The sequence below is a fragment of the Rhodoferax sp. genome (genome assembly GCF_030646845.1).
Taxonomy (GTDB): domain Bacteria; phylum Pseudomonadota; class Gammaproteobacteria; order Burkholderiales; family Burkholderiaceae_C; genus Rhodoferax.
Genome location: NZ_JAUSLE010000003.1, coordinates 25624 through 51053, shown reverse-complemented (window position 1 = coordinate 51053; position 25430 = coordinate 25624). Strand labels below are relative to the sequence as shown.

The following is a 25430-nucleotide window of genomic DNA, read 5'->3' as shown; positions in this document are numbered from 1 at the left end:
CCGTCCCAATTCTGGCTTTAGGCCTCGGCCATGCGCTGAAACAAGCCGCCGGGCAAGCGCGCGACCAGTCCGTCAAGCTCCAATGCCATCAACTGCGCCTGCAAATTGGCAGTGTCCAGGCCACAGCGGGCCTGCAGAGCGTCCAGTCCCACCGGGTCAAAACCGAGGGCGTCCAGCAGAGCGTGCTCCGTGTCAAACAGTCCATCCGCACTCACGATGTCCTCGCCACCCGTTACTGAGTGAATGGCAAACGCCGGTCCGGTGTCGACGTTCATCTCTTCCAGCACATCCTGCGCGGATTCCACCAGTTTGGCCCCCTGCTTGATGAGCGCGTGGCAACCGCGCGCCTGGGTGGAGTGAATGGAGCCAGGAATGGCAAAAACGTCCTTGCCTTGCTCGGCCGTCAGGCGTGCAGTGATGAGCGAGCCGGACTTCAAGGCAGCCTCAATGACCAGCGTGCCCTGGGCCAGTCCCGCAATGATTCGGTTGCGATTGGGAAAGTTGGCCGCCAAAGGTGGCGTGCCCAGCGGGTACTCGCTGATCAGCAGCCCGTTTTGGGCAATACGGTGGGCCAGCTCAAGGTGACCTTTGGGGTATACGCGGTCAAGTCCCGTGCCCACCACAGCCACAGTGGCCAGTCGCTTCGAACCCGGTGTTACGCTGTCCAGGGCACCCTCGTGCGCAGCGCCATCGACACCCAATGCCAGGCCGGACACCACGGTCAGGCCAGCCATCCCCATCGCTTTGGAAAAATGCCGTGCGTTGGCGGCGCCTTGCGGGGTGGGGTTGCGGCTGCCGACCACGGCAATGCTGTTGGCCAGACTATTTGCTATTGAATAATCAGTTGAGTTCGATATATCTGCGGTAGTTTGAGCGCTATCTGGTGAGAATCTACCGGCGCCCAACAGGTACAGCATCAGCGGCGGGTCCTCAATGGTCAGAAGTGACGCCGGGTAGTCCGCGTCACCCAACACCACAATGTGGCGTTGCGCCTGGCCGGCTCCGGATCCCTGCAGCCACGCCCAAGTGAGGTCAATCAGCGCCGCCAAGGCAGGCGGCTCGGTGCGCAGGGCGGTGGCCTGCGCCAGAGTCACCACTTGCTGCAACGCTGCCGTCGACTGCCTGAACACGGCGTCTGGCAGCCCAAATGCCGCCAGCAACTTGCGGGCGCTTTCATTGCCGACACCCGGCGTGAGTGTCAGTCGCAGCCAGCTGCCGAGTTCTTCAAGCTCCATCTGCCGCCGATGCTGGGCAACGCGTGAACTGCTCTTATCGTGGATTGACCAGCCGGTCGCCTGCTTTGACGCTGTCTACGACCTCCAGAACCAGCGCATAGGAGAGCTTCTCGAAAGTTCGGAACACCATGAGCAAACCGTTGCGCTCATCTGGTAATTTCAACTCGTCCCGGGCCGCGTCAGTCTTGTCTACCAGGCGCGCGCCGTCTTTCATGATGGCCATGACGTGCCCGCTCTGCACACCGTCCCGGGTGCCGCGATTGATCACCACCACCTGGTTTTGCCCGGCGTTGGCAACGGCACTGCCATACACCGAGACGATGCGGGCGTCCACTGTGCCCTGTGGCGCACGGGGTACGTAACTCAGCAACTGCCGCTCGGGCTCTGGCAACAACCGGTCGCCGACACGCATCTCTTCCTTGGCACCCACAATGTCAATCGTGGCTGGAACAATGTCAGTGCGTGGTTTGCCGTCCTTGCCGGTGGACTCTTGCGTGGATTCACCGCGAACCAGCAAGGCCTGACCCACATATTGCGCTTCATAGCCCAGAACTTCGCCGGTAACAGGGTCTTTCAGGGGTGTTGCGTTGCGGAATATCCGGTATTGCTTCTGTCTCTGGGTTGGGTCATCCAGCAGGACGGCGTCGCCATGTCCGCGCGCGTAGGCGCGGTCGCCACGGGTCAGCAACACCCGGCCTTCCTGCGCTGCCACAATGCGCGGCGCAGACTTCAGGCCGTTCTCGTCCACGATCACAGGTTCAGCCAGAAAGGGTTCAATCAGGTGGCTTTTCAATGTGGGCAGGGCATCGCTGGCCAAGCTTTCGTAACGGGTCCGCGGTGACAAGCGAACGGTGTCGGTAGGCTCCCCGGCAGCCGACGACTGCCTGGCGCGCAGTGTGGCGCGCCCGTCTTTCTTCTCCAGATACAACATTTGTCCCGGATAGATAAGGTGCGGGTTCTTGATTTCCTGCAGATTCATGCCCCACAACTCAGGCCAGCGCCAGGGGCGCTTGAGGAAGACGCCTGATATTGCCCACAAGGTGTCGCCCCGTTTGACGGTGTAGTTATCCGGCGCATTGGCCGCCAATTCGCTCAAGGGCACGCCCGTCTGCGCGACTTGAGTCGCTGTTGCCTTCTGGTCCGCCGTCACCGGAAAGTTTTGGGCCCAGGCCGGCAGGACCACCAAGGTGCCAGCCAGCATCGCTACGGCAGCCATTGCAACTCTGGATTTCGTCATCATGTGTTTTGTCATATTTCGGTGCGTTGAAAATGCCAGTGAGGCTGTTCGGGGGGCGGCGACAGCCGTGCTTTGCCGTTGAAAATCTTGATAAATTAGGCGCGATTTTGCGCTCAAGCCCTTGATTCGGCAACGTTTTCTGCCCTTGACCCATGCCGGGCCGGCGAAAAGTAGCGAAAATAACGACATCTTTGAAGAGAATCCATGGCTTTATTACCCATTCTTTGTTTTCCCGATCCGAAACTGCACACGGTGGCCAAACCGGTGCAGGCGGTGGACGCCCGCACCCAGGCCCTCATTGTGGACATGCTGGAGACCATGTACGACGCCAAAGGCATCGGACTGGCGGCCACGCAGGTCGATGTGCATGAGCGGCTGATTGTGATTGACGTGTCCGAAGAGCGCGATGAGCCGCTGGTGCTCATCAACCCTGAAATCATCTGGACCAGCACAGAGACTCACCTCAACGAGGAAGGTTGCCTGTCGGTGCCTGGCATCTACGACGGCGTGGAACGTTTTGACGCCGTCACGGTCACGGCCCTTGACGGTGCGGGCAAATCGCTTGTCATCGAGGCCGACAGCCTGCTGGCGGTGTGCATTCAACACGAAATGGACCACCTGATGGGGAAGGTGTTCGTCGAATACCTTTCGCCGCTCAAACGCAATCGCATCAAGACGAAAATGCTCAAGGCGCAGCGCGAGGAAAAGCGTTGAGGCTGATCTTCGCTGGCACGCCCGAGTTTGCCCGCGTTGCGCTGGAGCGTCTGCGAGCCGCTGGTTTTCAGATTGCGCTCGTGCTGACCCAGCCCGACCGACCCGCAGGGCGCGGCATGAAGCTGCAGGCATCGAGTGTCAAACAATGCGCCCTCGATATGGGCGTGCCGGTAGCGCAACCGCGCAGCCTGAGGCTGGACGGCAAATACCCGGAGGATGCCGCAGCCGCGCGTGCTGCCATTGAAGCGGCGCAGGCGGATGCGATGGTGGTGGCGGCCTATGGCCTGATCCTGCCGCAGTGGGTGCTCGATGCACCCCGCCTGGGTTGTTTCAACATTCACGCCTCACTGCTGCCCCGTTGGCGCGGTGCCGCACCCATTCACCGGGCGATTGAAGCGGGTGACACCGAGACCGGCGTGACCATCATGCAAATGGACGCCGGACTGGACACGGGCGACATGCTGCTTGTGGAAAAACTGCCGATCGCCGCAACCGACACCACCGCCACATTGCACGACAAGCTGGCGGCCCTGGGTGGCCGTTTGATCGTGGATGCCCTGGAGCTGGCGGCTCGCGGTGGCCCGAAGCCGGTGCCGCAACCCATAGACGGCGTTACCTACGCCCACAAAATTGAAAAGCACGAGGCCATGATTGACTGGTCCCAACCGGCCGAGCGGATCACGCGGCGTGTTCGCGCGTTCAATCCGTTTCCTGGCGCGGCGGCAACCTTGAGCGGCGAGACGCTCAAAATTTGGGGGGCGAACGTGGGATTGGGTGCACCGCCTTCTGGCGCGGAATTTGGATCAATTCTGGCTGTAGCCCCCGAAGGTATTGCGGTGGCAGCTATGAATTCGATAGTGATCGTTTCAGAATTGCAGCGCCCCGGGGCAAAACGTCTGGGCGTGGCGGACTTCCTGCGGGGTTTTGATCTGCGGCCCGGCATGGTCTTTAAGAAACGCGTCGACTAGTGTTTTTTCTGCGCGCCAATTACCGGCATCCCGAGTTTCGCCAGGGTGCGCTCGACTCACTGGCGGCAGCCCCGGGCATCGCCGCCTGGGGCTTGATGACCGGCGTGGCGATGGTGAAGTCCGGCATGAGCACCGTGGAGGCGCTGCTGATGGGGACGATCGTGTATGCGGGCAGCTCGCAACTGGCGGCCATCCCATTGCTGACCGGGGGCGCGCCCATGTGGGTGATTTTGGCCACCGGTTTTTGCGTCAACCTGCGTTTTGTGGTGTTCAGCGCCCACATGCGGCCATATGTAATGCATCTGCCCCTGTGGCAGCGCCTCGTCACCGGCTACCTGACGGCGGACCTGAGCTATGTCCTGTTCACCAAACGGTACCCCCATCATGACGGCGATGCGCTGCAACAGCGCGCCCAGCAGGCCTATCTGGCAGGCAACTGTGGCGTGAACTGGATCGCCTGGGTCGGCTGCAGCGCGTTGGGCGTGGTGCTGGCCAACTTCATTCCGACCCATTGGGGCCTGGGTTTTGCCGGCATCCTGGCGCTGCTGGGCGTCTTGTGTGCGTTGGCATCGAGTCGGCTGCGCTGGGTTTCAGCCGGGGTGGCGGGCGCCGCGGCGGTGGCGGCTTTCGCCTTGCCTTTCAAGCTCAATATTCTGGTGGCCATTGCGGCGGCGGTCGCGTTGTGTCTGATGCTGGAAGAAACACGGCTGGCCCGGCGAGGTCAGGCATGAGCGGCAGCACCGACTTGTGGACGGTGGGCGTCATCATCGGCCTGACGGTGATCACCGTCATCACCCGCTCACTCTTCTTTATTTCCAGCAAACCATGGACGCTGCCGCACTGGGCCCAGCGCGGCCTGCAGTATGCGCCCATTGCCGCGCTGGCTGCCGTCATCGTGCCTGAAATGGTGATGACGCAGGGGCAGTTCATCAGCACCTGGCAAGACGCCCGGCTGTTTGCCGTTGCGGCTGGCGCCGCCTGGTTTTTCTGGCGCAAGGGGGCGGGACAAGCGGTGCTGGGCACGATTGTGGCGGGCATGGCGGTGTACCTGCCGCTGCATCTCGGCCTGGGCTGGTAATTGGGGCGTAGCGCGCTTCTACAATCCGGGCAGTCACTTTCACAACCGTCAGGGTCCTCTATGAACGTCATCCGCTTCTCCGACCTCTGTGCCCAGGGCCAGGTCACCGGCAAACGTGTGTTTATCCGCGCCGACCTCAATGTGCCGCAAGACGACGCTGGCCATATTACAGAAGACACCCGCATTCGTGCCTCCATTCCCTGTATCCAGATGGCGCTGGACGCCGGTGCCGCCGTGATGGTGACCTCACACCTGGGCCGCCCGGTGGAGGGCGAATTCAAGCCGGCTGACTCATTGGCGCCCGTGGCTCAACGCCTGGCCGAGTTGATGGGGCGCGACGTGCCGCTCCTCGCCAACTGGGTGGACGGCGTGAGCGTGCAGCCTGGCCAGCTGGTGCTGCTGGAAAACTGCCGCGTCAACAAGGGTGAGAAGAAGAATAACGAAGAACTGGCAAAGAAGATGGCCGCCCTGTGCGACATTTTTGTGCACGAGGCCTTCGGTACCGCGCACCGGGCCGAGGCTTCCACCTACGGCATCGCCCAGTTCGCCAAGGTGGCATGTGCCGGCCCATTGCTGGCGGCCGAGATGGATGCCATCACCCTGGCGCTTGCCAATCCGAAACGCCCGCTGGTGGCAATTGTGGCCGGTTCCAAAGTCTCGACCAAACTCACCATTCTCAAAAGCCTGGCCGATAAAGTGGACCAGCTCATCGTCGGCGGCGGTATCGCCAACACCTTCATGCTGGCGGCCGGTTTGAAGATCGGCAAAAGTCTGGCTGAGCCGGATTTGTTGGCAGAAGCCAGAGCCGTGATGGATGCCATGAAAGCCAGGGGCGCAGCAGTTCCGATTCCGACGGACGTGGTTACTGCCAAGACCTTCGCGGTCGACGCCGTGGCCACCGTCAAGGCCGCCACCGATGTGGCAGACGATGACCTGATTCTGGACATTGGCCCCGAGACGGCAGCGGCGCTTGCCACGCAACTCAAGGCCGCCGGCACCATCGTCTGGAACGGGCCCGTGGGTGTGTTCGAGTTCCCTGCGTTTGAAAACGGCACCCGGGTGATCGCCCACGCCATCGCCGAGTCCAGCGCATTTTCCATTGCTGGCGGTGGCGACACGCTGGCAGCGATTGCCAAGTACGGCATCGAAAAACAGGTGGGCTACATCTCCACCGGCGGCGGCGCGTTTCTGGAAGTGCTGGAGGGCAAGACCTTGCCGGCATTCGAGATATTGACGAAGCGCGCCAGCACCTGAAGCAAGGCTGCCGAACTGATCGGTTTCGCCAAATGGTCGTCCATGCCCGAGGCCAGACAGTCGTCCCGGTCGGCGTCGCTGGTGTTGGCCGTCATGGCGACAATCGGGGTGTGTTGTCCTGCCGGCTCCGTCGCGCGAATGATTTTCGTGGCTTCGAGCCCGCCCAGCACTGGCATCTGCACGTCCATCAGGACCATGTCCCAGGAAGCTGTGGGGAACAGGTCGACCGCCTCTTGCCCATCTTTCGCCAGAACGACCTTGTGGCCATTCTTTTCCAGCAGATTGGTTGCGATCATCTGATTGATCGGGTGGTCCTCGACCAGCAGTATCCGTAGTGGTTGCATCGAATCTCCGAGTTAAGGAAGGTGTACCGGATTGTCGTGCCTACTGGCTTGACATGGGGTCAACCACGCGCGCGCGAGGCCGCTGGCCATCTGCCCCTGGTGCATATTCGCGTGGATACCAGGCTGGTCCTGCAATGAGTCTTATGACGTGAGCATGGTTGATCCCCAACATTTCCCTCAAGCCACCCATCTCGACATCGAGCGGGCCATTGGCTATACCGGTGACGCGGCCGCCGCCGCCGATTTGCTGCGAATGGTCGAACAGAGTCTGGGAAGTGACATTGACAAGATCTGGCAGAAGCTTGAACTGGGTGATATGGCCGCGGCAGGCCGGTTGATTCATGCCATCAAAGGATTTGTGCCTATTTTTTGTCACGATCTGCTGATTGAACACGTGACGCGGGCGGAGGCCTTGAGCAAGACCGAGTCTGCGGCTTCGTTCAAGCTTGTTTTTGCCGATCTGGCGCCGGCACTCCTTCTCTTGCTGAAGGACATCCGGTCCTACTTGTCTGATCGCGGCACTCTAGGGGACGGCTGAAGCAGCGATGGCCGTCATAGAATCAAGCGGGCGCCCCGGTTGAGTGGCGCGATAGCAAAAAACCAAACCCATGAACATTACAAAAGCGCGAATACTGGTCGTGGACGATGATCGGTTGATGCGTACCTTCGTCGCAAACAGTCTGATGCGCATCGGGATTCAGGATGTGCATGAATGCGAACATGGCGGCGCCGCACTCATCAGCGCGGTCAAGCTGCGACCCGATCTGATCCTGACAGACATTCACATGGAGCCGATGGACGGTCTTGAGTTTGTGAAAAAGCTGCGGGGGCTGCCCAATCAGGCCGTCAGCCACACCAAAGTGATTTTCATGAGCGCCGACGCGAGCAAGGAAACCCTGGGTGCAGCGCTGCCGCTGGGGATCCTGGGGTACATCGTGAAGCCTCCCAAACTGGAAGCCCTGCAAGCGAAGATTGAGGCCGCGCTCAAATAGGGCTTGCTGTCAGCCGCCGCAAGCCCGTCCCCGGCCACTGCTCTTGGCACGGTACAGGCGAGCGTCCGCCAAGGCAATCAGCGCGTTGCTGTCGTTGACCGTCTCTCCAGACTCTGTGCCCACGTCCGGCTCTGATCGGGCTGCCACCCCCAGACTGATTGTCACAAATGGACCGATGGCAGATTTCTCGTGCGGGATTTGCCTGGCCCTGACCTGCTGCTCCAGTTGCCGCGCCAAGGTCATCGCCTCGTCGAAAGCCGTGTCAGGCAGGATGCAGATAAATTCCTCGCCGCCGTAACGCGCCACCAGATCGGCTGGGCGCTTCAGCGAGGTCTTGAGCGTCATGGCAACTTGTTTCAGACAGTCGTCCCCGGCCTGATGGCCATAGTGGTCGTTGTAGTGTTTGAAGAAGTCGACATCGAGCAGGATAATGCTCAGGGGTGAGTCATGGCGTGCCGAGCGCGCCCATTCAAGCGCCAGTTGCTGGTCAAAATAACGCCGGTTGTAGACGCCCGTCAGACCATCCAGAAATACCAGTTTTCGCATGATGTCAGACTGAAATTTCAACGTGAGATGCGTCTTGACCCGAGCCCGGACCACGGCAGGGTTGACTGGTTTGGCAATGAAGTCAACGGCGCCTGCCTCCAGACCGTGGGTCTCCTGTGCCGCGTCGTTGTGCGCGGTAACGAAAATCACCGGAATGTTTTGTGTGGCCTCATCAGCCTTGAGCAGGGTGCAAACCTCGAAGCCATCCATGCCGGGCATCACGACGTCGAGCAACACCAGATCCGGCGGGTTGTCTTTGCAGATGGCCAGTGCCTGCGCGCCATTGGTGGCCATGAACACCTGGAAATCTGCCGCAAAGATCTGGTACATCACCTGAATATTGATCGGCTGATCGTCCACCACCAGCAGCCGGGGTTTCCCGCGTGGGGCATCCAGCAGCCCCGCGATGGGTGTGTCGTTGTAGAGCATGGTCAGATCGAAGGGCTGAATTTCCGGATCAGGATGTCGCATTGAATCACACCCTGCGCGAAGTCAAAAGCGGCCATGCCCGCGTCCAGCGCTTGGAGTTCGTCAGCGGCACCATGGGCATGGATTCGGCGCAATTGCGCATGGGCGTCCAGGGCGCGCATGTCGGAGCTTTTGAGCAGCCTCTGCAGGTCCCGAAGGTCCGCCACCCACTGGGCAGTGTCCAGCGCGGGTTCTGCTGCGGTGGACTCTTCTGGCGCGGGCTGGGTCAAATTCTGGGCGATCTGACTCATGATGCGACCGGTCGATGCCACGGCCTCGCGGAAGCTGGCGCGCAGATCGTCATGCGCCAGCGTGGTGTCTGCATCTTTGACCGCGCTTTCTGCAGTCCTGGCGACGGCCGCCAGATAATCGGCGCCCACCGTGGCGGAGAGTCCCTTCAGCGTATGCAGCAGACGGGTTGCGCCGGCCAGGTCGCCGCCGAGCAAGAACGCGTCGAGTTGATCGGGCAGACTGCGGATCTCGTCCAGGTAGGACTGGAGAATGCGGGCATACAGTTCGGTGTTGTCCCCCAGTCGCTCCAGCGCCCCGTCCACGTCGACGGCGTCAACCGGAGGCAGCGTAGCGGCCGGGCTTTTGGCAACTGCGCCCGGGAGCGTTGCGTCAGCCGTCATGGGGAGCGCTGGCGGTGCGGTGGTGCCGGCGGTGCGGCGGACGTGGTTCTGCAGCACCCTGATCAGATGGGGCAGGTCAATCGGTTTGCCCACGTGATCATTCATGCCGGCGGCGAGGCAGGCCTCCCGGTCGGTTGCCATGGCGTTGGCCGTCATGGCAATGATGGGCAGGTGCAGCAGGCCCAACTCATGGCGAATGGCGCGCGTGGCGGTGTAGCCGTCCATGACCGGCATCTGGAGGTCCATCAACACCGCGTCAAATTGCGGGTCGGCGCCGGCCACAGCGGCAACGCCCAATTGCCCATTGGCAGCGAGTTCCACCAGCGCGCCTTCGGCGCTCAGCAATTCCTGCGCCACTTGCTGGTTGATCAGGTTGTCTTCGACCACCAGCAAGCGCAGACCTTCCAGGCGCTGTAGTTTCGCATTTTTTGATCTGGAGCCTGCACGCAGATTGCTGTGCCCTGCCCCGGCTTCGGCCACCGCGTCAAACAGCATGGATGCGGTAACGGGCTTGACCAGAAAGCCATTCAGGCGCGTTTGCTCGTCCTGCGTGCGTTGCGAGAGCATTTCCCGGCCATGCGCGGTCACCATGACCATGATGGGGGCGCCGGCTGCCGGTGCCAACTGCCGAATTTGCAGCGAGGTTTCCCAGCCATCCATGTCGGGCATCTGCCAGTCCACAAAGATGGCCTGGTAAGGCGCCAGACTGGCGTTGGCGCGTGCCTCGACCAGGCGAATGGCTTCGGCCCCACTGCCGGCGGCGTCAACCTGCCACCCGCAGGACCGCGCCATGGCCGCCAGCACCTCGAGCGCCACGGGGTTGTCATCCACCACCAGCACGTTCAGGCTCGTGAGCGGTCGCAAGGTGGACATCTCCGCACCCTCGGGCACTTGGTCGGTGGCGGGCAGGGTGACGGTGAAGTGAAAGGTACTGCCCTGCCCAAAAACACTGTGCAGGCCCAGTTCGCCACCCATCAGTTCCACCAGCCGCCTGGAAATTGACAAGCCCAGCCCGGTACCGCCAAAGCGGCGGGTCGTTGACGCCTCCGCCTGTGAAAAGCCGTCGAAAATGTGCTTCTGGTTCTCCGGGGCAATCCCGATGCCGCTGTCGCGCACCGAGATTTGCAGCGTGGTGTCGGGGCCGGTCCGCGCGAGCACCTTGATCTGGATGACGACTTCGCCCTGCGCGGTAAACTTGATGGCATTGCCAGCCAGATTGACCAGTACCTGCTGCAAGCGCATCGAATCGCCAATCAAGAGCTTGGGAGTAGCCGGGTCAATGTCAAAGAGCACCTCCAGCGGTTTCTTGCCGATGCTGGCTGACAGGATGACCGACAGGTCGCGCATCAGGTCATCCAGGCGGAAGGGCTGCGGGTCCAGCGCCATCTTGCCGGCATCCATTTTGGAGAAGTCCAGAATGTCGTTGAGCAAGCCCAGCAGCGATCTGGCCGCACCTTCGGTCTTGGTCGCATAGTCAAGCTGGCGGGCTGACAGCTCGGTGTTCTGCAGCAGCTTGAGCATGCCCAGAATGGCATTCATGGGGGTGCGGATTTCGTGGCTCATGTTGGCCAGGAACTGGCTCTTGGCGACCGTCGCTGCTTCCGCGTCTTCCATGGCGGTGCGCAGCCAGTTTTCATAGTCTTTCTCGGTGCTGATGTCGTGGCTGATGCCGAGGTAGCCGGTACGCACGCCAAGGGTGTCAAACAGTGGTGTGACGACGAGCGCCACCGTGATCCGGTCCCCATTCTTGCGCAGATAGCTCCACTCGACCCTCCTGCCCAGCGTCGACTCGTCAGTCACGACGGCAAAGCCCGTGATCGGGCGACCAAGCTCCACCGACAGGACATCGGCACGGGCCGCTACTTCCTGTTCGTCAAAAAACAGTGCGGCCGAATGAAGCCCCACGACTTCGGCGGCCGAATAGCCCAGCATGCGCTCCGCCCCTTTGTTGAACAGCGTGATGGTGCGGTCCAGCCCGGTGGTGATCACGGCCACCTCCGAGGCGGCATCAAGCACGGACTGCAGCATCGCGGTGGTGCGCGCAATTTCTGCTTCGGCCTGTTTGCGTTGGGAAATGTCGGTGTAGGTGGTGACAAATCCGCCCCCCGGCATGGGCGCGCCGCGCACGTTCAGAATCACACTGTTGGGCCGCACCCGTTCGAACTGGTGCGGCTCGGGGTGGCGGGCGCGTTCGACAATGGTCTGAATGGTCTCCTCATGGTCACCTTCACCATATTCCCCGCGGTCTGCATTGAACCGGATAATGCTTTCAAACGTGGTTGTCGGCCCGCTGAACAATTCATCGGGAAAGTCCAGGTGGGTCTGAAACAGCCGGTTCTTGGCAATGAGATTGAGATCACTGTCAAACGCACTCAGACCCACCGGAATGTTGTCCAGAATGCTCTGCATCACGGTGTTGTTGCGGCGCAGGTCTTCTTCGGCCTGTTTGCGCTTCGAGATGTCCAGGTGGGTGCCTGACATCCATTCAGGTTTGCCGTCCGCGGTCCAGGATGAAGTCTTGCCGCGACTGTGAATCCAAACCCAGTGGCCATCCCGGTGGCGCATCCTCATTTCGCAGTCGTAATAGCCCAGGCCACCTTCGATGTGCTGTGTCAGCAACTGCGTGGCTTGCTGGAGATCGTCAGGATGGCAATAGTTCGTCCAGGTCTGCCGGCTTGCGGGTGCGAGTTCCTGAATCGCATAACCAATGATGTCGGCCCAGCGTTCGTTAATGACGAGCTCATCGGTTTGCACATTCCATTCCCATGTGCCGGCATTGGTGCCCGTGATGATGTGGCTCAGACGTTCGCGCTCGGCCGCCAGGTCCTGCTGCGCTACCTTGGCGGCGGTGATGTCGGCACGGATGGAGACATATTTCTCAATCGCGCCCTTGTCGTCGAAGAACGGCGCGATGACGCTGTCCACCCAATACCGGGAGCCGTCCTTGGTGCGGTTGCAGATCACACCACGCCAGACGTAGCCGCTTGAAACCGTTGTCCACATGGTGGTCCAGAATTCATCAGGCTGTTCATCGGACTTGACGATGCGGTGGTTTTGTCCGAGCAACTCCGTGCTGCTGTAGCCGCTGATGCGGCTGAACATCTCATTGACGTAGGTGATGTTGCCTGCCGGGTCGGTAATCGAAACAATGGAATGCTGGTCAATGGTTTCCATCAGGGCCCGTGATTCCCGGATTGCCTTGCCCAATTCTTCATTGGTCGCTTTTTGTGTGCCAACCAGACGGTCCAGGTCGAGGGTCTTGGCACGCACCAGCGACTCGGCACGGGCACGGCCGACGAGCAAGAGCCAGGCGATGGTGGCCAGCAGCAGGCTCAGCGCGGCACCGCCGATGCCCACCAGCCGTGGTGTGATGCGATCCAGATTCGACTCAAATACGGCGCTGCTGCCTGCGCGCAGCGTCAGGAAGCGACCGCCGATGGGCACAATTCGTGACTTGTGAAATGCGCGCGTCGCCTTGAAATCTGCAGGCCTGATCCGGCCTGTGCTGGCGGCAACTGTTTTCTCCGAGGAAAAAACCAGCGTCTCCGCGTCAGCACCCAGTCCGTCCATCAACTCGAAATCAACCACACCATTGGCAACAAAGGTGGAATTGAGCAGCAGTTCATTGGCCACCAGCGGCGAGTAGAAGAGCCCGATCAGTGCCGCCCGGCGCGCCTTGGGGGTGTCCGGCGTTATGCCGTCCCGATAAACAGGAACCAGGTAGATAAAACCGGCCCCCTGGCGTCCGTCCTGAACCAGCGTCATGGCGCCGGAGAGGCTGGGCTGGCCCGAGTTGATGGCGCGTTCAATCGCCTCGCGTCGCATCGGCTCCGCACCCGCGTCCAGTCCCTCGGCAGCGCGGTTTCCAGCCTGGGGCTCCAGGTATTTGATGACATACATCTCGTCGGCGCCACCCGAGGTCTTGACGACGAAGCCGGGCGCCTGGTCCGCCTGTTCGGCGGCCTCGAAGCGGCCGAGGTCGGGGCGCATGACGCGCTCAATGTAGCCAAAGCCACGTATGCCGGGGAACTCGGCGGCAATGTCGCGTGATGCCACATAGGCTCGAAAATTGGCCCGCCGCATGACGCCTGTGCTGGCCTGCGCGCCGATGGCGCCCCGTATGCCGTACAAGGGCTGGTTGAACTGGGCCCGGACGGACTCTTCAAGGCGGTCGAATTGCCGGTTGAACTGCAACCGCGCCTCAGCATTCAGGCGTTGACGGGTGGCATGCACGCTGTAGGCTGTCAACGACAGCCCGCTGACAAGCATCACGAGGGTCCAGAGCAACGGTTTCCAGCCATACTGCCGTGGGCTAAAGTCGAATTTTCGGCGCATAGGCCCTTATTGTCTCGGTCATGGAAGGGGGTATTGCGATTATCAACGGCATTTTTTGCCCGTTGCTCTGCGCCTCAATCTGATGCTGGCCGGTAACCACTTCCGTGTAAAAATCGAACGTTCATAACAAGGAGTCCGCCCCATGCCCCGTCGCGCCACCAAAATCGTTGCCACCCTTGGCCCAGCCTCCAGCGACCCTGCGTTGCTGGAGAAGATGATTCGAGCGGGGGTCAACGTGGTGCGCCTGAACTTCAGCCATGGCAAGGCGCAAGACCACATTGACCGGGCCCGTCTAGTGCGTGAAGTGGCGCATCGTGTGGGCCGCGAGGTGGCCATCATGGCGGACCTGCAGGGCCCCAAGATTCGCGTCGGAAAATTTGCCGAAGGCAAAGTGATGCTGGAGCCCGGCCAGAAGTTCGTGCTGGATGCTGCGCGCACCGAGCCGGGCGATATCAATGCCGTGGGCCTGGACTACAAGGCGCTGCCAAGCGAGGTCAAGGCGGGCGATGTGCTGGTGCTCAACGATGGCCTGATCGTCATCACGGTCGATGCCGTCAAGGGCGAGGCGGTGCACACCACCGTCAGATTGGGTGGCGAGCTGTCCAACAACAAGGGCATCAACAAGCAGGGCGGCGGACTGACCGCCCCGGCGCTCACCGCCAAGGACATGGACGACATCCGCACGGCCATGAGTTTCCAGGCCGACTATGTGGCGGTCAGCTTCCCCAAGAATGCGATCGACATGGAAATGGCCCGCCAGCTGTGCAACGTGGCGGCGGCCGAGTATGGGCACCGGCCGGGGCTGATTGCCAAGATCGAGCGCGCCGAGGCGATCCCGAAACTGGAAGAAATCCTGCTCGCCAGCGACGGCATCATGGTGGCGCGTGGTGATCTGGCGGTGGAGGTGGGCAATGCCGCCGTGCCGGCCCTGCAGAAACGCATGATCAAGCTCGCCCGCGAACATGACAAGGTGGTGATCACGGCGACCCAGATGATGGAGTCCATGATCACCAACCCGGTGCCGACCCGCGCCGAGGTCAGCGATGTGGCCAACGCGGTGCTGGACGGCACGGACGCCGTGATGCTGTCAGCCGAGACGGCGGCCGGCAAGTACCCGCTGGAAACCGTCATCGAGATGGCCAATATCTGCCATGTGGCCGAAGGCTACGAAGACTTCAAGCTGGAAGCCGATTTCACCGGCAAGACCTTCAAACGCATCGACCAGTCCATTGCCATGGGGGCGCTTTTTACCGCCCATCACCTGGGCGCCAAGGCGATCGTGGCCATGACCGACAGCGGGTCGACGGCGCTGTGGATGAGCCGGCACCTGATTCAGGTACCGATTTACGCCCTCACCTCCAAGGTGGCGACGCAACGCAAGATGGCGCTGTACCGCAATGTGCGACCGCTGTTCATCGACACCAGTGCCGACCGTGACACGGCACTGGCTGAAGCCGAGAACCACCTGAAATCCCGCGGCATTGTTCAGAGTGGCGACGTCTATGCCATTACCTGTGGCGAGCCCATGGGTGCGCCGGGTGGCACCAACATGCTGAAAATCTGCCGGGTGTCCTGAAGGTATTGCCCCCACGCTTCTCGCTTCCCGGGGGGTAAAATCGCCGGTCAAGGTACAAGTTACCAGTCGGTTACCAACTTCTCTGGGGATATCAAAATGGCACTCGTTTCGATGCGCGAACTGCTGGATCATGCAGCCGTCAACGGCTACGGCATTCCGGCTTTCAATGTCAACAACCTGGAGCAGGTGCAGGCCGTCATGGCGGCGGCCGACGAGGTCGGCGCACCCGTCATCCTGCAGGCCAGCGCAGGCGCCCGCAAGTATGCCGGTGAGGCGTTCATCAAGCATTTGATCGCGGCGGCGATCGAGGCCTATCCGCATATTCCTCTGGTGATGCACCAGGACCACGGGCAGAGCCCGGACGTGTGCCAGGGTGCCATCAATCTGGGTTTCAGCTCGGTGATGATGGACGGCTCCCTGATGGCTGACGGCAAGACCATTGCCAGCTACGACTACAACGTCGAGGTCACCCGCAAGGTGGTGGACATGGCGCACGCCGTCGGTGTGACGGTGGAAGGCGAGCTGGGCTGCCTGGGTTCGCTGGAGACCATGAAAGGCGACAAGGAAGACGGTCACGGCACCGACGCCACCATGACGCGTGACCAGTTGCTGACCGACCCCGAGCAGGCGGCCGATTTCGTCAAGCGCACCCAGCTCGACGCCTTGGCCATCGCTATTGGCACCAGCCACGGCGCCTACAAGTTCACGCGCAAGCCCACCGGCGACATCCTGGCGATTGACCGCATCAAGGAAATCAACCGCCGCATTCCCAACACCCATCTGGTGATGCACGGCTCCAGCAGCGTGCCGCAAGAGCTGCTGGCCATCATCCGTGAATTCGGTGGCGACATGAAGGAAACCTACGGCGTGCCAGTGGAAGAAATCCAGAAGGCGATCCAGTTTGGCGTGCGCAAGATCAACATCGATACCGACATCCGCCTGGCCATGACCGGGGCCGTGCGTCAATTCATGGCGCAAAACCCTGACAAATTCGACATGCGCGACTGGCTCAAGCCCGCCCGTGAAGCGGCCAAGCAACTGTGCAAGCAACGCTACCTTCAGTTTGGCTGTGAAGGCCAGGCCAGCAAGATCAAGAGCCACAGCCTGTTCGAGGTGGCCGGGCAATATGCGCGGGGTGAGCTGGCGCAGGTCGCGCACTGACCGGAAATTGCGATAATCAGGGTCCGCTGCCGGTGCAAGCACCGCGGCGGGCCCTTTGTTTTTTCCACTCTGTCCTCGACGCTCTGACTGCCCGCTATGACTGCTGCCCTGCACACCTCCATGCTCACCTCCCTGCCTTTGCTCGCCCGCGGCAAGGTGCGTGACAACTACGCCGTGGGCGACGACCGCATCCTGATGGTGGCCAGCGACCGCCTGAGCGCGTTTGACGTGATCATGGGCGAGCCTATTCCGGGCAAGGGCGCGCTGCTGACGCAGATGGCGCTGTACTGGTTTGACAAGCTCGGCCCCCAGGGCTTGAACATCTGCCCCATCCACCTCACTGGCGAAGCGCCCGAGAGCGTGGTGACGCCCGCCGAGGTGCCGCAGGTGGTGGGCCGCTCCATGCTCGTCAAGCGCCTCAAACCCTTGCCGGTGGAAGCCGTGGTGCGCGGCTATCTGGCGGGCAGTGGCTGGAAGGAGTATCAGGAAAACCAGGCGGTCTGTGGCGTCAAGCTGCCTGCTGGCTTGAAGAACGCCTCCAGGTTGCCTGAGCCCATTTACACACCGGCGGCCAAGGCGGCAGCCGGTGACCATGACGAGAACATCACGTTTGAGCAAACGGTAGAAATGATCGGCCTGGATCTGGCGACCCGCATCCGCGACATCAGCATCCGGCTCTACCAGGCTGCCAGCGAGATTGCTGCGACCAAAGGCATCATCATTGCCGACACCAAGTTCGAGTTCGGGCTGGACGCCGACGGTACGCTGACCCTGATGGACGAGGTGCTCACCCCCGACTCCTCGCGGTTCTGGCCCGCCGAGAGCTACCAGGAAGGCATCAATCCGCCCAGTTTTGACAAGCAGTTCGTGCGTGACTGGCTGGAGCAGGTTCAGGTGGACGGCAAACCCTGGAGCAAAACCCCACCGGCGCCGCGCGTGCCGAATGAAGTGATCGCCAAGACCGCTGCCAAATACCAAGAAGCGATGCAGCGATTGATGGGGCAGCCCGGCTAAAAAAAGGCGCAGCGCCCGAATTCCAGCGCAAGCTGATTTCGGGTTGGTTCGGGCGTCAGGGTATCAGCTCAGGACCACGCTGCTGAGGCGGCGGCGATAGGTCGCCACGGTGGGGTCCACCGGTGGGATCTGCCCGTCGGCGACTTTGACCTGGGGTGGTTCGATGATGTCCAGAATGGCGATGAAGGTCTTGCGCGCCAGCTCGTCGGCCCAGGTTTTGTCCCGCATCAGGATTTCCAGCAACTCATCCATGGCGCCGGTCCAGTCCTGCGCCGCCATCAGGGTTTGGGCCTTGCCAAAGCGGGCGTCGAAGTCGCGCTTGTTGGCTGCTATTTTTGCATCAAATCCGGCATTGGCCCCCGTCAAATCTGCCCGGTCAGCTACGAAATCAATAGCATTCATCCACCGCTGCAGTGAATCAAAGCGCCGCACCTGAGCGGTCTTGGCGATTACCGGGGCAAACGCCACTTTGGCGTCGTCAATGTCACCGGCCTGCAGCAGCAGCTTGATGTAGTCAAAGCGGGCGTTCTCGTCCTCCGGGTTCTTGAGCACGGCCTGGTGCAGCGCCTCACGAATGGCGACGGGGTCGTTGTCAGCGGGTGCGTCCGACACTTCCGTGCTGGTGACTTCGGCCTCCAGCACCTCGCCTGCGGGCAGGTGCTTGTCCAGAAAGGCCTTGATCTGGCCCTCCGGCAGCGCGCCCATGAAGCCGTCCACCGGTTTGCCGTCGATCATCAGCACGCAGGTGGGAATGCTGCGAATGCCAAAAGCCTGACTGAGTTCCTGTTCCTGGTCCGAATCGATCTTGACCAGCTTGAAGCGGCCGGCGTAATCTGTTTCCAGCTTTTCCAGCAGCGGACCGATCACTTTGCAGGGACCGCACCAGGGTGCCCAAAAGTCGACCAGGACCGGGGTTTGCATTGAGGCGGCAACCACCTCGGCATCAAAGTTTTCAACAGTAACGTTCATCATTCCGGGCAACCCAGGGTAAGTTAGTAAAATTCAATGCTGACAACCTGCGGGACAGCATGCCAGGCGCAGAGCGTAGCGCACTGGCAAGCTCTGTCCTCAACACTATGAAACATATTCAAATCGGCGTCGTCATGGGTTCCAGTTCCGACTGGGACACCATGCAGCACGCAGTCCATATTCTCCAACAGTTCGGCATTTCGCACGAGGCGCGGGTGGTCTCGGCCCACCGCATGCCGGATGACATGTTCGCCTACGCGGAAGGTGCCGTTGGCCGTGGACTGAAGGCGATCATCGCCGGCGCCGGAGGCGCGGCTCACCTGCCGGGCATGCTGGCAGCCAAAACCACGGTGCCGGTGCTGGGTGTGCCGGTGGCGTCCAAGCATCTGTCGGGGGTGGATTCGCTGCACAGCATCGTGCAGATGCCCAAGGGGGTGCCGGTGGCCACGTTTGCCATCGGCGTTGCCGGTGCGGCCAATGCGGCCCTGTTTGCGGTGGCCATGCTGGCCAACGAAGACCCTGGCCTGCGCGCCAAGCTCGATGCCTTTCGCGCCGAGCAAACCGAAATTGCCCGCGGCATGACGCTGCCGCCCCTGCTGTGAGCCGGCAAACGATTCTGCCGGGAACTACCGGCAGCGGGCAGCAGACGACGCTGGGTGTCATGGGCGGCGGCCAGCTGGGCCGCATGTTTGTGCAGGCGGCGCAGGCGATGGGCTACTTCACCGCGGTGCTGGACCCCGATGTCGCCAGTCCGGCCGGGCTGGTCAGCCACTACCACATCCAGACCGACTACCTCGACGAGCAGGGCCTGGCGCAGTTGATGCAGCGTTGCGCGGCGATTACCACCGAGTTCGAGAACGTGCCGGCCCCGGCCCTGATGACACTCGGCTCGCATCGGCCGGTGGCCCCCGGCGCCGAGGCGGTGGGCATTGCGCAGGACCGGGCCAAGGAAAAAGCGCATTTTGTGCGCTGCGGTGTCCCTTGCGCACCCTATGCGGTGATTGACACGGCGGCGCACCTCGCCGCCGTGACGGACGACTTGCTGCCCGGCATCCTGAAAACGGCACGCCTGGGCTACGACGGCAAAGGCCAGGTGCGCGTCAAAACCCGCACTGAGCTCGCCACGGCGTGGGCCGAACTCAAAGGCGCGCCCTGTGTGCTGGAGAAGATGCTGCCGCTGCAGGCCGAGTGCTCGGTGATCGTGGCGCGCGGTTGGGACGGGGTGATGGTGAACCTGCCGGTGCAGCTCAACCTGCACCGCGAGGGCATTCTGGCCGTGACCGAGGCGTATGAAGGAAATCTGCCACCAGCCCTCGCCAAACAAGCGGTTGCAGCTACAAAATCGATAGCAGAAGAGCTGCAATACGTCGGTGTGCTGTGTGTCGAGTTCTTTGTGTTGCAGGACGGCACGCTGATCGTCAACGAGATGGCGCCCCGTCCGCACAACAGCGGTCACTACACGGTCGACGCCTGCGACGTCTCGCAGTTCGACCTGCAGGTGCGCACCCTGGCGGGCCTGCCGCTGGTGCAGCCGCGCCAGCACAGCCCGGCCATCATGCTCAACCTGCTGGGGGACTTGTGGCTGGATAAGGCCTCGCCGCCGTGGGACCAGGTACTGGCGCTGCCCGGCGCGCATCTGCACCTGTACGGCAAGCTCAAGGCCAGCAAGGGCCGCAAGATGGGACACCTGACCCTCACCGGCGCCACGGTGGCCGAGGTTCGTGCCACCGCTTTGGCGGCGGCCAAATGTCTCGGCCTTGAGGCGTTTTGAGTCCGGATTCAGCCATGATTCTGGACGGTTATGCTGCGAAATCAATAGCGGCTGCTGCAGAGACGATAAGGGCAGGTGGCCTGTTGGGCTTGCCAACCGAGACGGTGTACGGCCTGGCGGCCGACGCTGAAAACGACGCCGCCATTGCCAGGATCTTTGCCGCCAAAGGCCGACCCGCTGACCATCCCCTGATCGTGCACGTGCTGGACGCGTCCGGCGTGGGGCGCTTTGCGAGCCAGGTGCCCGACTTTGCAGAGAAACTCATCCAGGCCTTCTGGCCGGGACCGTTGACTCTGATCCTGCCGCGCCGCGCCGGCGTGGCGGCGGCCGCCGCCGGTGGACAGAACTCCATCGGCCTTCGCTGCCCTTCGCATCCCGTGGCGCAGGCCGTGCTCAAAGCCTGTCTGGCGCCGGGAGATAACCCGCAGCAGCCGCACAAGCCGGTATGGGGCCTCGCCGCCCCCAGCGCCAACCAGTTTGGCCGCGTCAGCCCGACCACGGCAAAACACGTGCAAGGTGAATTTGGCGACGACCTGCTGATTCTGGATGGCGGCTCCTGCGCCGTGGGAATCGAGTCCACCATCATCGACTGCACGCGCGGTGTGCCGGTGCTGCTGCGCCCCGGCGCCATCTCCCGCGAGCAGGTGCAAGCCGTGTGCGGGCAGCCGGTGCTGTCAAACGAGGAGTTGATGACGAACAACACACAGGCCCCACGCGCCTCTGGCACGCTGGAGTCCCACTACGCGCCCAAGGCCAAGGTGCGCCTGATGGACGCCCGTGCCCTGCAGACGGCGCTGGACGTGCTGGGGGCCGACATTGACGGCGCCGGCCTGGTCATCGCCACCTATTCGCGCGCCATTCTGACAACCCGGTCCAGCAAAGTGCTGCGCCGGCGCATGCCCGACGATGCAGCGGCCACGGCGCAGCAGCTGTTTGCGGTGCTGCGCGACTTTGATGCGCAGGGCGTCAAGCTGATCTGGATCGAAACGCCGCCCGACACGCCCGAGTGGGACGGGGTGCGTGACCGCCTGCAACGGGCGTCGGCCGCCTGACCGGTGGCGCCCGTCGCTGCGGCGTCTAGCGATACCGCAGTTTCATCACCAGAATGGCGGCCGCCAGGGCCAGCGTGACGCAATTAGCAATCACGATCGGCCACGCACCCAGCAGCAAACCGTAGACCAGCCAGCAGGCCACACCGGCGGTGAATACGCTGTACATGCCCAGCGAGATGCCGCGCACGTCCCGCGTTTGAAACGTGTGCCAGGCCTGTGGCACAAAGGCGGCGGTGGTGAGGACGGCGGCGCAGTAGCCGATGAAATCGAGGAGGGGCATTGGGGGTTTCAAGAGGGAGTTTTTGGGTCATTCATACCAGAAATCTTTTTAGGTAATGGCGACGACGGTTTCTGTCTGAAACAACATGACACGGTCGCGGCCTTCCGACTTGGCGCGGTACAGGGCACGGTCGGCGTGGCGGATCAGTTCTTCAGCCGACGCGCCATGGCCGGGGTACGTGGCAATGCCGATAGACAGCGTAGTCTGCATTTGGAATTTATCGAACCGGACGGTCGTTGCGGCAAACGCAGCGCGCCATTGGTCGGCCCGCACCAACGCAATGTGCGCCGGCATGTTGGGCAGTACCAGCAAAAATTCCTCGCCCCCATAACGGCAGACCACGTCGGCGGCTCGGGCCTGTTCATTCAGCATTGCCGCCAGATTCTTCAGGACCTCGTCGCCCGCCGGATGACCATAGCTGTCATTGACCTGTTTGAAATGATCGAGGTCGATCAGCATCAGGCTTAGCGGCTGCCCCTCGCGCTCGCAGCGCGCCAGCTCACGCGCCAGTGTGGGATCGAGGTAGCGTCGGTTGTACAGGCCAGTGAGCGGGTCGCGGTTGGCTTGTTCGCTCAGTTGCGCTTGCAGGGCATGGATTTCGGCGAACTGCCGCTGCAGGGCCTCGTTCGCTGCATGCAGCGTCTGTTCGCGCAGACGCAACTTCTCACGTGTGTCGCGCAGCATGCGGGTGCGTAAATAGGCCAGATGGGCGAAGGCCAGCAAGTAGAGCAAAAGTGCCACGACGCACAGCAGGGTAGTAAGGCCGTCGGTGTGCGGCGACAGGCGCAGCCCCGCAATGGTCACGGTCGCCAGCGCGCCGCCAGCAAGGGCCGCGACGGACCGCCAAACACCGCGTAGACCGAGGTAGAGGACATGGGTGATGGTGGTGCCGATGACCAGGGTGAAGGTAATCCACACCGGGAACGCCAGTGCCGCCGCCCAGATGCCAAACAGCAGCGAGTCGATCACCAGATTGTTCAGTTCAGCCTGCATGGCATCGCGCGCGCCCCGTGCCCGCCAATACATCAGGTGCGGGTAGACGAGGAACTGCAGTGTGAGCAGGCCCCAGGCCAGCAGACTGTAACCTTGGCTGACCATGTGCGCGCCAATGGCGGTGAAGAGCAGGACGAAGGAGCCCGACCGGTTCTGGTGGTTCAGCCGAACCGCCCAGTGGACGGGTTTCTTGGTGTTCTGGGTCATGGTGGGCAAAGTGGCCCGGTTCAGTTTTCCAGGGCCACCCACTCTACCAGCGTCTCAAAGGCCGGGCGTGCCGCGTTGGCGTTCGGGTGGTTGGCGATGGCGACCAGCACATAGCGCTTGCCGCTGGCCGCATGCACATAACCGGCCACGGCAGTGACATCGCGCAGGCTGCCGGTCTTGAGGTGGGCGCTGCCCTGGGGCATGGCGCGGGCACGCTTGAGCGTGCCGTCCACGCCCGAGATCGGCAGCGAGGACATCAGCTCGGGCATCAGGGGCGACCGGTAGGCGGTTTGCAGCAGGCGCGCCAGCGCTTGCGCGCTGATGCGTTCATTGCGCGACAGGCCCGAGCCGTTGTCCAGCGTGGGCAGGTCGTTCGACCCGATACGGTCCGTCCACCAGCGGCGCAGCACCTCGCGCGAAGCCTCCTGGGTGGCTGCCACACTGGTCTGGCTGCCGTTCTGGCCCCGCACGGGCAGGCTGAGCGTGAGGAACAGTTGCTGCGCCATCACGTTGTTGCTGTACTTGTTGATGTCGCGAATAACCTCCGCCAGCGTGGGCGAGGCGATCTCGAACGCCGGCTCCAGCAGCGGCTGCAATGTCGGGTTCCTGGCGGCCCCGTTCAGCGCGGGCACGCGCCCGTCGCGCACCGTGCCCGCCAGCTGGCCGCCCATCTCGCGCCACAGGCCTTCCACGGCGCGCACGTTGTAACTCCTGGGGTCGGCATAAGCCACTGACCAGACCTTCTCGAAGCAGCTGGCCGGGTAGGTGCCGCCGAAGCGGATGCGCGTGGCGTCAGAAAAATCAGCCTTGAGCGCGGCGCGGTAATCGCCGCAGGCCGCACTGGCGCCATTCACCCCGTTGGACAGCGGCACGCTCGTCTGCATCTGCACCCCTGCCAGCGGTGGCTCGAAATGCACCTGCGCGGTGTTGGCCGTGCGGTCGGGCACAAAGGTCATCACGACCGATTTGAAGTTGAGCAACAGGGCGTCGGGCGCGGCATTGTAGGGTCGCAGCGGTTCGCCGTCAAAGCTGGCGGGGTCCGCGTCGACTGCCTCAAACGCGCTGCGATCGAGCACGATGTCGCCGGCGATCTTGTGGATGCCCAGGCCCTGCACCCGGCGCAGCAGCAGCCACAGGCGCTCAATCACCAGTTTGGGGTCGCCCTGGCCCTTGATGTACAGGTTGCCAAACAGGGTGCCGTCGCGCACCGCGCCTTCCACAAACACCGGCGTGCTCCAGCTGAAGGCCGGACCCAGCAGCTCAAGCGCCGCATAGGTGGTCACCAGCTTCATGACGGACGCCGGATTGACGGGGACGTTGGCGCGATGACTCAGGCGTGGCGGCGATTTGCCCTCGGCGTCGACCACCAGCAGGGAGACGGCATCGCGCGGCACTTTGGCGCGGGCCAATGCCGCGTCCACTTCGGGGGGCAGTTGTTGGGCCAGCGCAAGGCCGCACGCCAGGGAGGCAAAAACGCCCAGCAGGCCATGGGGTAGAGACATGCCCTGATTATCCCGTCGCGGCTGTCCGCCACGGATAATGGGGGCATGCACGCTTCCTCACGCCATTCTTCCAGGGGTTTTTCACCCCGCACGATTGGCCTGGCCGCCGCCGTCGTCACGGTGCTCATCTGGACGTCCTTCATCCTGATCGCCCGCGCCTCGGCCGACCCGGCGCGCGGCGGCACCCTGACGCCATTTGACATTGCGTTTTGCCGCATCGTCGGCGCCAGCCTGGTGTTGCTGCCCTGGGGCGCGTGGCTGGTGCGCCGCGACCGGGCGCTGGGGGTAGGACAGTCGTCGCTGCTGGGCTTGTCGCCGCTGTCGCTTCGGGTCACCGCCACCGTTGGCCTGTTTGGTGGTCTGCTGTATGCGCTGCTGGCCTACAGCGGCTTTGTGTTTGCGCCGGCGCTGCACGCCTCGGTGCTGATGCCGGGCAGCCTGCCGCTGTGGACGGCCCTGCTGGCGGCACTGGTCCTGCACGACCGCATCACGCCGCTGCGCGCTCTGGGCCTGGGCCTGATCGTGCTGGGCGACCTGCTGGTGGGCGGCGCCAGCCTGTTGCGGGCGTTCGACGGCGGCGAGGTCTGGAAGGGTGATGTGCTGTTCATGGTGGCCGCGCTGTGCTGGTCGACCTACAGCGTGCTGGCGCGCCGTCATGCGCTGGATGCCGTGCGCGCCACCATCGCCATCACCGCCTTCGCCTTTGTGATCTATGTGCCGGTGTACGCCGCGCTGGTGCTGGGGCAGGTGGTGCAAGGTCATGTGTTCACGGCCCCATTGCGCGAAGTGCTGTTCCAGACCGTGTTTCAGGGCTGGGGTTCGGTGGTGATCTCCGGCATCACCTTCACCAAAATGATCCAGCACTACGGCCCGGTGCGCTCCACCATGATCACGGCGCTGGTGCCGGGCTTGTCGGCATTGGGCGCGGTGCTGTTTTTGGGCGAGCCGCTGTTCTGGAATCTGGCGGCGGGCCTGGCACTGGTGACGATGGGCATTCTGTTTGGTGTGCGCGCGGCAGCGCCGGTTGCTATTAAAAAAGAAGCTGCTCATGCAGGTGTGGCGGGGGCTGGAGGCTGATTTAATGATGATTTTCGAAATTCGG

23 protein-coding genes are annotated in these 25430 nt (G+C 62.5%); 14 read left to right on the top strand and 9 right to left on the bottom strand.

Annotation, left to right across the window (positions count from 1 at the left end; translation table 11 throughout):
* Window positions 1-17 precede the first annotated feature (17 nt).
* Window positions 18-1235: a DNA-processing protein DprA gene (dprA, locus tag Q7T10_RS00410; RefSeq protein ID WP_304744682.1), complete on the bottom strand. Its 1218-nt coding sequence runs from the start codon at window positions 1233-1235 to the stop codon at window positions 18-20.
* 34 nt (window positions 1236-1269) lie between these two features.
* Window positions 1270-2487: a LysM peptidoglycan-binding domain-containing protein gene (locus Q7T10_RS00405; protein WP_304744680.1), complete on the bottom strand. Its 1218-nt coding sequence runs from the start codon at window positions 2485-2487 to the stop codon at window positions 1270-1272.
* A gap of 189 nt (window positions 2488-2676) precedes the next feature.
* Here Q7T10_RS00405 and def point away from each other — a divergent pair, with 189 nt between their 5' ends.
* Genes def through Q7T10_RS00380 form a run of 5 tightly spaced genes read left to right on the top strand, consistent with a single transcriptional unit; the run spans window position 2677 to window position 6486 of the window.
* The gene (def, locus tag Q7T10_RS00400; RefSeq protein ID WP_304744678.1) at window positions 2677-3186 is read left to right on the top strand and encodes a peptide deformylase; all 510 of its coding nucleotides are present in this window, start codon (window positions 2677-2679) and stop codon (window positions 3184-3186) included.
* Window positions 3183-4154, top strand: a complete 972-nt coding sequence (gene fmt / locus Q7T10_RS00395; protein ID WP_304744676.1) for a methionyl-tRNA formyltransferase — start codon at window positions 3183-3185, stop codon at window positions 4152-4154. The genes def and fmt overlap by 4 nt, the downstream gene beginning before the upstream one ends.
* Window positions 4154-4885, top strand: a complete 732-nt coding sequence (locus tag Q7T10_RS00390; RefSeq protein ID WP_370653702.1) for an AzlC family ABC transporter permease — start codon at window positions 4154-4156, stop codon at window positions 4883-4885. The genes fmt and Q7T10_RS00390 overlap by 1 nt, the downstream gene beginning before the upstream one ends.
* Window positions 4882-5232 (top strand): AzlD domain-containing protein, encoded by a 351-nt coding sequence (locus Q7T10_RS00385; RefSeq protein WP_304744674.1) that lies wholly within the window; start codon window positions 4882-4884, stop codon window positions 5230-5232. Before Q7T10_RS00390 ends, Q7T10_RS00385 begins: the two co-directional genes overlap by 4 nt.
* 60 nt (window positions 5233-5292) lie before the next feature.
* Window positions 5293-6486, top strand: a complete 1194-nt coding sequence (locus Q7T10_RS00380; RefSeq protein WP_304744672.1) for a phosphoglycerate kinase — start codon at window positions 5293-5295, stop codon at window positions 6484-6486.
* Here Q7T10_RS00380 and Q7T10_RS00375 read toward each other — a convergent pair.
* Entirely contained in the window at window positions 6393-6830 is a 438-nt protein-coding gene (locus Q7T10_RS00375) for a response regulator (RefSeq protein WP_304744670.1), read from the bottom strand. The genes Q7T10_RS00380 and Q7T10_RS00375 overlap by 94 nt on opposite strands.
* Window positions 6831-6984: 154 nt before the next feature.
* Between Q7T10_RS00375 and Q7T10_RS00370 the strand changes: the two genes are divergently transcribed.
* Complete coding sequence (locus Q7T10_RS00370; RefSeq protein WP_304744668.1) at window positions 6985-7368, top strand: hypothetical protein; 384 nt, start codon at window positions 6985-6987, stop codon at window positions 7366-7368.
* A 70-nt stretch (window positions 7369-7438) separates the two neighbouring features.
* Complete coding sequence (locus Q7T10_RS00365; protein WP_304744666.1) at window positions 7439-7822, top strand: response regulator; 384 nt, start codon at window positions 7439-7441, stop codon at window positions 7820-7822.
* Between the two features lie 9 nt (window positions 7823-7831).
* Here the strand turns inward: Q7T10_RS00365 and Q7T10_RS00360 are convergent, their stop codons facing one another.
* Both Q7T10_RS00360 and Q7T10_RS00355 read right to left on the bottom strand, forming a co-directional pair.
* Entirely contained in the window at window positions 7832-8839 is a 1008-nt protein-coding gene (locus Q7T10_RS00360; RefSeq protein ID WP_304744664.1) for a diguanylate cyclase, read from the bottom strand.
* Window positions 8800-13755 carry a PAS domain S-box protein gene (locus tag Q7T10_RS00355; protein WP_304744662.1) on the bottom strand — a complete coding sequence of 1652 codons (4956 nt, stop codon included), beginning with the start codon at window positions 13753-13755 and terminating at the stop codon, window positions 8800-8802. The genes Q7T10_RS00360 and Q7T10_RS00355 overlap by 40 nt, the downstream gene beginning before the upstream one ends.
* 190 nt (window positions 13756-13945) lie before the next feature.
* Between Q7T10_RS00355 and pyk the strand changes: the two genes are divergently transcribed.
* The 3 genes from pyk to Q7T10_RS00340 all read left to right on the top strand — a co-directional run bounded on the left by pyk (window position 13946) and on the right by Q7T10_RS00340 (window position 17554).
* Window positions 13946-15379, top strand: a complete 1434-nt coding sequence (gene pyk / locus Q7T10_RS00350; protein ID WP_304744660.1) for a pyruvate kinase — start codon at window positions 13946-13948, stop codon at window positions 15377-15379.
* A 96-nt stretch (window positions 15380-15475) separates the two neighbouring features.
* A complete protein-coding gene (gene fba, locus Q7T10_RS00345; protein ID WP_304744658.1) occupies window positions 15476-16540 on the top strand; it encodes a class II fructose-bisphosphate aldolase in 1065 nt (354 codons plus the stop codon).
* Window positions 16541-16636: 96 nt separating this feature from the next.
* Entirely contained in the window at window positions 16637-17554 is a 918-nt protein-coding gene (locus Q7T10_RS00340; RefSeq protein WP_304744656.1) for a phosphoribosylaminoimidazolesuccinocarboxamide synthase, read from the top strand.
* Between the two features lie 63 nt (window positions 17555-17617).
* On the opposite strand, the gene trxA is transcribed toward Q7T10_RS00340, so the two are convergent.
* Window positions 17618-18526: a thioredoxin gene (gene trxA, locus Q7T10_RS00335; RefSeq protein WP_304744654.1), complete on the bottom strand. Its 909-nt coding sequence runs from the start codon at window positions 18524-18526 to the stop codon at window positions 17618-17620.
* A 104-nt stretch (window positions 18527-18630) separates the two neighbouring features.
* Here trxA and purE point away from each other — a divergent pair, with 104 nt between their 5' ends.
* From purE to Q7T10_RS00320, 3 genes are read left to right on the top strand one after another with little or no spacing between them, the layout of a single operon-like run.
* Window positions 18631-19125 (top strand): 5-(carboxyamino)imidazole ribonucleotide mutase, encoded by a 495-nt coding sequence (gene purE / locus Q7T10_RS00330; RefSeq protein WP_304744651.1) that lies wholly within the window; start codon window positions 18631-18633, stop codon window positions 19123-19125.
* Complete coding sequence (locus Q7T10_RS00325) at window positions 19122-20294, top strand: 5-(carboxyamino)imidazole ribonucleotide synthase (RefSeq protein ID WP_304744649.1); 1173 nt, start codon at window positions 19122-19124, stop codon at window positions 20292-20294. The genes purE and Q7T10_RS00325 overlap by 4 nt, the downstream gene beginning before the upstream one ends.
* A gap of 14 nt (window positions 20295-20308) precedes the next feature.
* Window positions 20309-21346, top strand: coding sequence for an L-threonylcarbamoyladenylate synthase (locus tag Q7T10_RS00320; RefSeq protein WP_304744822.1), 1038 nt, complete (start codon window positions 20309-20311; stop codon window positions 21344-21346).
* A 25-nt stretch (window positions 21347-21371) separates the two neighbouring features.
* Here the strand turns inward: Q7T10_RS00320 and Q7T10_RS00315 are convergent, their stop codons facing one another.
* The 3 genes from Q7T10_RS00315 to dacB are packed head-to-tail and all read right to left on the bottom strand — an operon-like array spanning window position 21372 to window position 24328.
* On the bottom strand, window positions 21372-21626 hold the full coding sequence (locus Q7T10_RS00315; protein WP_304744647.1) for a SemiSWEET transporter: 255 nt from the start codon (window positions 21624-21626) through the stop codon (window positions 21372-21374).
* Window positions 21627-21674: 48 nt separating this feature from the next.
* Window positions 21675-22826: a sensor domain-containing diguanylate cyclase gene (locus tag Q7T10_RS00310; protein WP_304744645.1), complete on the bottom strand. Its 1152-nt coding sequence runs from the start codon at window positions 22824-22826 to the stop codon at window positions 21675-21677.
* A 20-nt stretch (window positions 22827-22846) separates the two neighbouring features.
* Window positions 22847-24328: a D-alanyl-D-alanine carboxypeptidase/D-alanyl-D-alanine-endopeptidase gene (gene dacB, locus Q7T10_RS00305; protein ID WP_304744642.1), complete on the bottom strand. Its 1482-nt coding sequence runs from the start codon at window positions 24326-24328 to the stop codon at window positions 22847-22849.
* 45 nt (window positions 24329-24373) lie between these two features.
* Between dacB and Q7T10_RS00300 the strand changes: the two genes are divergently transcribed.
* The gene (locus Q7T10_RS00300; protein ID WP_304744640.1) at window positions 24374-25405 is read left to right on the top strand and encodes a DMT family transporter; all 1032 of its coding nucleotides are present in this window, start codon (window positions 24374-24376) and stop codon (window positions 25403-25405) included.
* The last annotated feature ends 25 nt before the right edge of the window (window positions 25406-25430 follow it).